The sequence below is a fragment of the Vibrio sp. S11_S32 genome (assembly GCF_014694465.1).
In the GTDB taxonomy this organism is placed as follows: Bacteria; Pseudomonadota; Gammaproteobacteria; order Enterobacterales; family Vibrionaceae; genus Vibrio; species Vibrio algicola.
The window spans coordinates 1-7,688 of the sequence record NZ_JAAUWS010000076.1 but is presented as its reverse complement, the minus strand read 5'-3'; the positions used below and the strand labels follow the sequence as shown (position 1 = coordinate 7,688).

General features: G+C 39.1%; 10 protein-coding genes. 7 read left to right on the top strand and 3 right to left on the bottom strand.

Annotated features, from left to right (window positions below):
- Positions 1–104: 104 nt before the first annotated feature.
- The 3 genes from HC723_RS16045 to traD form a co-directional block, all read right to left on the bottom strand.
- The gene (locus HC723_RS16045) at positions 105–536 is read right to left on the bottom strand and encodes a hypothetical protein (RefSeq protein WP_190339802.1); all 432 of its coding nucleotides are present in this window, start codon (positions 534–536) and stop codon (positions 105–107) included.
- On the bottom strand, positions 533–742 hold the full coding sequence (locus HC723_RS16040; protein ID WP_190339801.1) for a hypothetical protein: 210 nt from the start codon (positions 740–742) through the stop codon (positions 533–535). The genes HC723_RS16045 and HC723_RS16040 overlap by 4 nt, the downstream gene beginning before the upstream one ends.
- A gap of 131 nt (positions 743–873) precedes the next feature.
- Positions 874–3,045, bottom strand: a complete 2,172-nt coding sequence (gene traD, locus HC723_RS16035; protein WP_190339800.1) for a type IV conjugative transfer system coupling protein TraD — start codon at positions 3,043–3,045, stop codon at positions 874–876.
- Between the two features lie 720 nt (positions 3,046–3,765).
- Here traD and HC723_RS16030 point away from each other — a divergent pair.
- The 7 genes from HC723_RS16030 (at position 3,766) to HC723_RS16000 (ending at position 7,508) form a co-directional block, all read left to right on the top strand.
- Positions 3,766–4,815 (top strand): DNA mismatch repair protein, encoded by a 1,050-nt coding sequence (locus HC723_RS16030; RefSeq protein ID WP_190339799.1) that lies wholly within the window; start codon positions 3,766–3,768, stop codon positions 4,813–4,815.
- 6 nt (positions 4,816–4,821) lie between these two features.
- A complete protein-coding gene (locus tag HC723_RS16025) occupies positions 4,822–5,850 on the top strand; it encodes an AAA family ATPase (RefSeq protein ID WP_190339798.1) in 1,029 nt (342 codons plus the stop codon).
- Positions 5,851–6,079: 229 nt separating this feature from the next.
- Positions 6,080–6,490: a hypothetical protein gene (locus tag HC723_RS16020; protein WP_190339797.1), complete on the top strand. Its 411-nt coding sequence runs from the start codon at positions 6,080–6,082 to the stop codon at positions 6,488–6,490.
- Positions 6,471–6,650, top strand: a complete 180-nt coding sequence (locus HC723_RS16015; protein ID WP_190339796.1) for a hypothetical protein — start codon at positions 6,471–6,473, stop codon at positions 6,648–6,650. Before HC723_RS16020 ends, HC723_RS16015 begins: the two co-directional genes overlap by 20 nt.
- A gap of 15 nt (positions 6,651–6,665) precedes the next feature.
- Complete coding sequence (locus HC723_RS16010; protein ID WP_190339795.1) at positions 6,666–6,980, top strand: hypothetical protein; 315 nt, start codon at positions 6,666–6,668, stop codon at positions 6,978–6,980.
- 19 nt (positions 6,981–6,999) lie between these two features.
- Positions 7,000–7,218: a hypothetical protein gene (locus HC723_RS16005; protein WP_190339794.1), complete on the top strand. Its 219-nt coding sequence runs from the start codon at positions 7,000–7,002 to the stop codon at positions 7,216–7,218.
- Positions 7,215–7,508, top strand: a complete 294-nt coding sequence (locus HC723_RS16000) for a hypothetical protein (RefSeq protein WP_190339793.1) — start codon at positions 7,215–7,217, stop codon at positions 7,506–7,508. Before HC723_RS16005 ends, HC723_RS16000 begins: the two co-directional genes overlap by 4 nt.
- Positions 7,509–7,688: the final 180 nt, after the last annotated feature.

Genomic DNA, 7,688 nt, shown 5'->3' with positions numbered 1-7,688 from the left:
TGCTGTTTAGTTTGGTTGTATTTGTAAGGCATTTGTTAATTATTCTGATATGAAAGGTCGATTAAAATAATAACCGACCCTGACAGTATTGCCTAATTGATTGTTTATCGAGCGATGCAACAAAGCCCTTTAAATATGCTTCCAGATAAGCTGTTCGTGTTAAAGCTGCTAGAAAGGCTAAATACATCCGTCAACCCAAACCCAAACCCAAACCACTTTGTCGTGAATTCTGACGCCCAAAGCAAGGGTAATGATGGTGATAATACAAAGTCCTTATCTGCGGCTTTTAAATCATCGTTGATAAGTGAAATGTATTCACTGGCCACAGATTTAGAATGGTACTCATACGGCTCATTCCACCAGCCAAAAAAAATCCCAAGCCATTCTATTAATATGGATACCATTAGTGCCCCTATAAGCAATCCTGATAGGGATACTATGTAGTTGACTACCGGTTTAATAATTCCTGTAGAATGTTCGTGAGAATCAGCTTTTTGCGCAGCTGGTGGCGGTGTTCTTTTCTTGGTTTCACTCATAGGTGCTCATCCGCGCTTTCAGGACAAGTAATTGACTTGTGCCAAATATCAAACTTAGCAACCGGTTCGTTATGCACCCACTCAACACCAACAACTCTTTGTGAGTATTGCTCGCAAATTGGCTCATCTTCCGATGTTTTACCTACAAGGTAGATTTTATCGAGATTCCGAGCGTCTACGGATTCACTTATGGCAATAGTCTTCATGACATTTTCCGATAACAAAACTGCTTCTGACCGCGAAATGGTATTGTCATTTGCATTATCATTCCTGGGCCTCTCGTTGTTACTGCATCCAGCCATAGTAATAATGGTCATTACAAAAATTAGTCTTTTCATTATGCGGCCTCTTTTTCCCACCAATTGTCGTAACTGCGGTATTGAATTTTCATGTTTCGATAAACGTCTTTCATTTCGCTTGGTAGTGGGTTCTTTTCGTCTTTAGGTAATGGGAATCGAATCTTATAAAGCTTGCTACCCTCAAGTAGAGCAAAGGCTTGGCCTTTAGGTAGGCTCACAATGTCACTAGGCGCAAGAAGTGGCTGAGTCCTAATAACGGAAACGCCATCAGAGAATCTAGTTGTTGTGTTGGCTTTTTCTTCTTCGATATTCAGGTCTGCTGACGCTCCTTGTGTCGTGGAGCGATCATAGATATTAATTTCCTTTAGCTGGTCGGTAAGTAGTTCTGCGGTACTTACCGTCTTAACTCGGAACATGATGATTGTGTTAAAGTTGGCTTCAATTACTGACGCCTTAGCTGCATCCCCCATACGTACCTCAAGGTCTTCCCTTGCTTGTGTATAAGCAATTACACGAACACCACTACCGCGAGCTTTGTTCAAAATAGGAATGAATTCTTCGCCACACATTTCGTTTGCCTCATCCATGTGTAGATAGATTTTTGGCTTGTCATGTGAACTACTGCCATCCAGCCCATAGTTAATACCGGTTTGATAAATCTTACCGCTCAGTGAAAGTAAGTCGGATAACATCGAGTTAGATACTGCGCTGGCCACGTCACGGTCTACCATTGCTGCAAAGCCACAATAAACCACTGCATTGCGTCTAATGGCTTGCGTCCAATCGAGAATAGGGCGCATGTCGCTAGTGTCGGTATAATCAGGGGATAAGATATTGATTAAATCACCAGAGCATAACTTTTCGAGCAACGGCAAGAGTGATGCGGTAATTTTTGAGAAATAACTAGAATCATATCGAACAGCATTAAGAAGCCCCTCGTAAGCTGAATTACGTAAACTTGGATCTTCTGCCATTAGCGATTCTACCGTCATGGAAAGGCCAATCGTTCTTCTAGCTAATCCCTTTAAGTGCTCAGGAATATTGTTCTGTTTCGAATATATATCCACCAGCTCGCGCCACTCACTCATGTTTTGCTTGCTTAGCCAGTATTCACAGAATTCAACGAACAACACTTCCATATTCATTATGTAGCGTCTTACATGGTCGTAGGTAGGGCGAATGCCCATAGCAAATAATGCTTTTGATATGATCGCAATGAATCGCCATGCGAATTCTTTAAAGGCTGCTGAATCACCACCGCCACTTAACTGACCAGCAATTCGTGTTGCACACTCAGATAACCGGCTAAAATTACCGATACCGTTATATCGACAAGTAATTTCCTGCTCACCAAGATGGAAGAAGTAGAACGGACGGCCATGTTTTTTAGCTTCAGAATACGCACGAGCCAATAAATCAGCATCCCCTTTAGGATCGAGTACCGCGACCATGCCATCAGGTTGTTCTTCTATGCGTGTAATGATTTCATCTTGATTGTTCTTGACGTTAATTTTCACCTTGCGCTTTCTGGCAATGTCATTGGTAATGAATAATTCTGCTGAACGAGTTTTACCACAACCGGTAGTTCCCATTACCAATACGTGACCCTCTAACGAGTCTAACTGCGGTAAAATATCATCTTCTTCATCCACACCAACACCATGTAGAACTGAAGAACCGCCAACGGGAGGAAGTGGCGCTAACGGATTTTTTAGGAACTTAAACCCACCCACGCGAAAGAAGTATTTCTCGTTAAGCTGGCTCACTAACGCTTTAACGAAAATGCTTTTGTTATCAGCATTAAGATTACAAAACTTTCTCGCCTTTCGGTAAATAGCGGAATCACTAACTATTTTCTCACCATTTGGAGTGCTGGCTTCATAAAGTCTTTGTGCGTGTTTTTGCTTCCACTCAAAACCCCTGCCAAGCCAGAAATACTTATCAGACGCTTTAAGTTCATCGGTAGACATAAAGTAAGCATCAATATTTTTTAAGGCATTATGGTATTTCTTGAGTTTACGACCACGGACGTATTGAGCTACACCCATAGCGGCACTGGTTAGACACAGTGCATGAGCGGTACTGTAAGGTAGGCCAAATAGAAACGGAGCTTGATAAAGCACAATGCTGGAACATGCAGACACTAACGCTGCTTCATACTCAACAACTGGCCTCATCCGTCCATCTAAGGTGTTATTACGTTCTATCAAAACAAAATCCCTACTAGAAAATTCTGTAATGAAAATAATTGATCGTGACTAGTAGATCGAATTTAGATGGTTAATCAAAAATCTGATCTTATAAATTCTATATAAACTCAGAAAATTTAATGACTTAGTATTTAGTAAGATCTGATGATCCAAAGCGATCAAAATCAGGCTCGAAATTGATCATGAAAACTCTAAGTTTTTATGAACAATTTGAGCAACAGGAAATGGCTGTCCATTTTCTGTATAACTTAGCTTTCTAGTTCTTAATGAACTAGAAAGCACTTAAAAGAACTAGAGATAGGTGTATTTATATAGGAAATAGCGTATTTACTATAGGAAATAGCGTATTCTGAATGGGAATTAGCGTATTTGTTATGGGAAGTAGCGTATTTTTACAGATTCAATATATAGGAAATAGCGTATTCTGTATTTTCAATATATAGGAAATAGCGTATATTACATTGCGAATTTTATGAGAGATAGCGTATTTCAAGTTTGCAATATATAGAAAATAGCGTATATTTTGTGATGCAATATATAGGAAATAGCGTATTTCCACAGTGTCAATATATAGGAAATAGCGTATATTTTTCCTTTTTATGGTGTTTCTTTGTACAAATATACATTTCTGAATGGTCATTCTCCCTTTTTATTTGATTATCAGATTGACAGTCAATTTGTATGGGAAATAGCGTATTTTTTCTTGATAGGTAATTTAAAATGGATTCTTTTGAAGATCAGCAATTAGAGATAATTTCTCCAGAAAATCGTTCCGATTGTTTGGTTTCATCGCTTTTACTTGCAAAAGCAACTTTATTCTATCCCGCTGAAAAGATAACGAAAAAGATGCGAGAGCGGCTTGTGGAGGTGGCCAATAGTGGTGGTTCAAATCCAAATATGCCCCTGACTTCAATGGATATAAAAATCCTAGGTGAACAATACTCAATTGGTATTCACGGTGATTTTTTACTCCTTCCTCACAGAGAAATTTTAGAAACCATCATTGCTAATGCCAAAAGCATTTCGCTTAGTGACAATGCTAAGTCTGGTATGAACCTTAGATGGTCACACATTTTGACAACCATTGAGAACGCTGAGGAAACGAAACGTCATAACAAGCCATTTGATTCTGTTATTAACCCAAACGCCACAATACTTTCAATTTCTATGTATGACCTAGCTAAGTGCTTGGGTGTAGCTACTCATAGAAGAAACTATGAAAAGATAGAAGAAAGAATTTTTCAGCTATCTAATGCTTCCTTGTTGGCTGATAGGGTTTGTGAGGAAACTGGAAACAAACTTGAGCGCATTCCAATCAGATTTATTGAAGATTTCAGGTTTTGTTATGATCCATCATTGAATGTGTCAGGCCGACCATCTGAATGTGAATGTAATCATGTTTTCGTAATACCACACCCTGAATTGCTAAGCGCAATCAAAAGTCATGGCTATCTGTACCGAAAGGAACAGCACTTGATGACCAAGTATGCACGTAAGCCATTATTAAAATCATTCCTAAAATACATTAAGACTAATAAGGGATCGTTCCTGCATAAGAAGAAATTGAATTGGCTTCTCAAGCAGTATATTCAGTCCTTTCCTGTTGCGCCCTCCAACGTTAGTAGGATGCGAATTTCTATCGTTGATGGGATCTCTGAAAATCGCACGTCATTGAAAGAAGATTTTGGTATCTCATTTACAAACCTGAAAAGCCCAGACTGTCAGGTTTTAATTGATTTTAACATCTATTCAGAGTCATCTAAGGTCTAGTTAGTTATGAAAATTGAGAATGCAGAGGCGCTATTAAGTAAGCAAGTAGAACAACCTGATGAGATATTGAATGGGTTGCTAAGAAGTCAAATAGGTTTAATTGTGGCAAGGCCAGCTATAGGAAAGTCGCATCTTGGGCTTAGTGTTGCTATTGAGGTTTCAACGGGAATACAGCTTGTAGGGCTGTCTGCTAAGCCTGAATCTCAAAAAGTCCTTTATATCAGTAGTGAAGACCCACGACCGATAGTTTCCAAGCGGATGAAGCAAAAAATTGAACAGCTCAATATAGCTGAAAATGGCCTGCTTGATAGTTTGGACTTTTGTACTGACATTGAGCCGCTTGTTATCCCACCAGATAGCTCCGAATTTGAAAAGCATAAATACGAACATTATATGAGCGGTGTAATTGGAAGTTTGTCTGAATATGATTTAGTTATTATTGACACGGTTTCTGAGGTTATTGGTTCTTGTTGTGAAGTTGCCAATGACAGGGATATTAAGCATGCGTTTAAGAGGATAGCCAAAGAGTCTAATGTAAGTATTTTGCTTATACATCATGTCACTAAAGATGAAATTAGAAAGGCTAAGTCTTTAAATGTTGCTTCAAGTTCAGGGTTATCAACAGTTGGTAGGTTGGTTAAGTTTATGTATGGAATGTTTGAGGTAAATAATAAGATCCAACTATCTCCATTAAAACTGAACTATGTTGATGATGAAAGAGCTACTACTCCTATTATGCTAGAACGACTAGGTGCATTAACGATTGCCACTCAATACAAGGAATCAATAAAGCGCTCTATTTCAGGGTTGGCTTTACATACAAAGGTTGAAACTAGTGAGCAACCGGTTAAAAAGAGCTCTAACAAAACAGAGAGTGATAAATTGAAGCTTGAGGAAGTCAGAACCACTAAAAAAGGTCGAAGACCTAATATTACGATAGATACTGAACCAGATGAAATACTTCTCGATACTGATCAACTGGAAAAAACAGAACAGGATGATCCTTGGGCAAAGGTGAAAGGGTTACTGAATTAGGTATAAATGATTTTGCTTTTAGCATTATTATTTTAATTTGTTGTTAATTGAAATTTGACTCACCAAAAAAACAGTATAATACTTGTATTATACTGTTTTTTTTTATATCTTCTCTGTAGGTATTAATAAATTTGGGTGTTCGGATGGGCAATAAAATAACTAAACAGTTACCTGACTTAACGCCACTAGAGGTTAGATGGTGGGTTGAACAAGTAGAGGGTGTTTAACTATGGGTATTTCAAAGCATCCTAGAGGCTGGTTAGCTCGCAAGATGATAGCTGGCGCTATGGTTCAAGTATTAAAGCCAACAGAAGAATTGGCCGAGGCTGAATATGCAGCCTTGGTCGAAATATCAGACCTGTACCGTAACGATTGGGCGAGTAGAATTAAAAAGCGCTCTAACGCTAAGGCAGCTGATTTACCCGTGGGTTTTGTTGATACCGTTGATACTTATACTTCCACCAGCGGAACAGTAAACAGATACAACATAATGAAGATAACCATCAAGCATCATGGCAAAGCTAAAACATTGAGTTGCTCATACGGGGAAAACACCAGAATGAACCGCACACGCAATGATGCGCTACTAATGCTACTTAAACGATTAAAGGAATTTGGTTATGAAAAAGCCGCCATCTAAAAAGGCCATCATATCCGCTATTAATGATCGTTACGGGCTGGTGGCTGGTGATGTGGAGTTAGTTAAGTTCGATTTTGACTTAATCGAAGTGGCTAAAATTTTGGATACACGTAACCGTTCTATCATTGTGAACCGGTTAAATGCACCGTTCTTTCCATAACTAGGGAAAACAGATTTGGACATAACAGCAAACGAAATCAGAGCTTTAGAGGCTGCTATAGACCAGTTCAATGACATGGTTGAAGGTGGTTCAGAGGATGAGCAGCATCAAGTCAATCATCACGTTTTATCTGGATTGCTTAAGAAAGCTAAAGCTTATAAGCGCTCCAAGAAATTAGTAGTTACCGACTCACAAATTCAAGCGATAACTGATCAATTTACAGACTGCCAATCAATGATAGGCGGTGCTGATAATGATGAGGCTTGGGAGCACAACTTAAAGGCTGTAAATCGCATGTTCAAAGCGAACAACCTACCAACAATCGAATAACAGCTGACTAGGTGAGATATTGAGTATGAGTAATCAAGAGTTGTCAGAAATAGACCCTAACGAGTGGCCTATTGGTTCAATCATTGAAATGTATGATGAGAAATATCGCATTACGGCTAACTTTGGTAGTCGTGGTGAGGTTCAGTCACTATGTGGTACTTATGGTCTAGTGCGTTTTTATTGGGAATTTTGTGGCGATAAAGCCAAATTAATTAGCTTGGGTGAGGAAGTGAAATGAACTTAAAAGAAATGAAATTGGAGTTAGGGAAATCAATCTTCCCAAAAAGCGCTACGCATATCTTGATTAAAAGTAATGATGAATGCGCAACCGTTCTACGCGAGGACTCAGACGGCTTGGTTAGCGTGTGGAATATGCGGTGCGGATGGGTGGAAACGACTCACAATGTAGATGAAACCCGAGCAGATATTATTAGTGTGGGTGACGAGGATTCACACGAAAAAGATAAAATAGCAGAGGCGCAACGGAGCGCACTTAAAGAGCTGGAACGAATCAATAAAATGCTGTGATGATTTAAAGCGAGAGTGATTATGAAAATAACAAAAGAACTAAATCTAGCGTTAAGGGCTTTGTTGCAATACTCAATCTTAGTTGTCTTTGAGCGTGATCAGGCAACTCGGTAGCTATTGGGCATGCCGAGATGAGTGAAGCGATTTAATATGGAACAACCTAATAACATTTCCTGATTT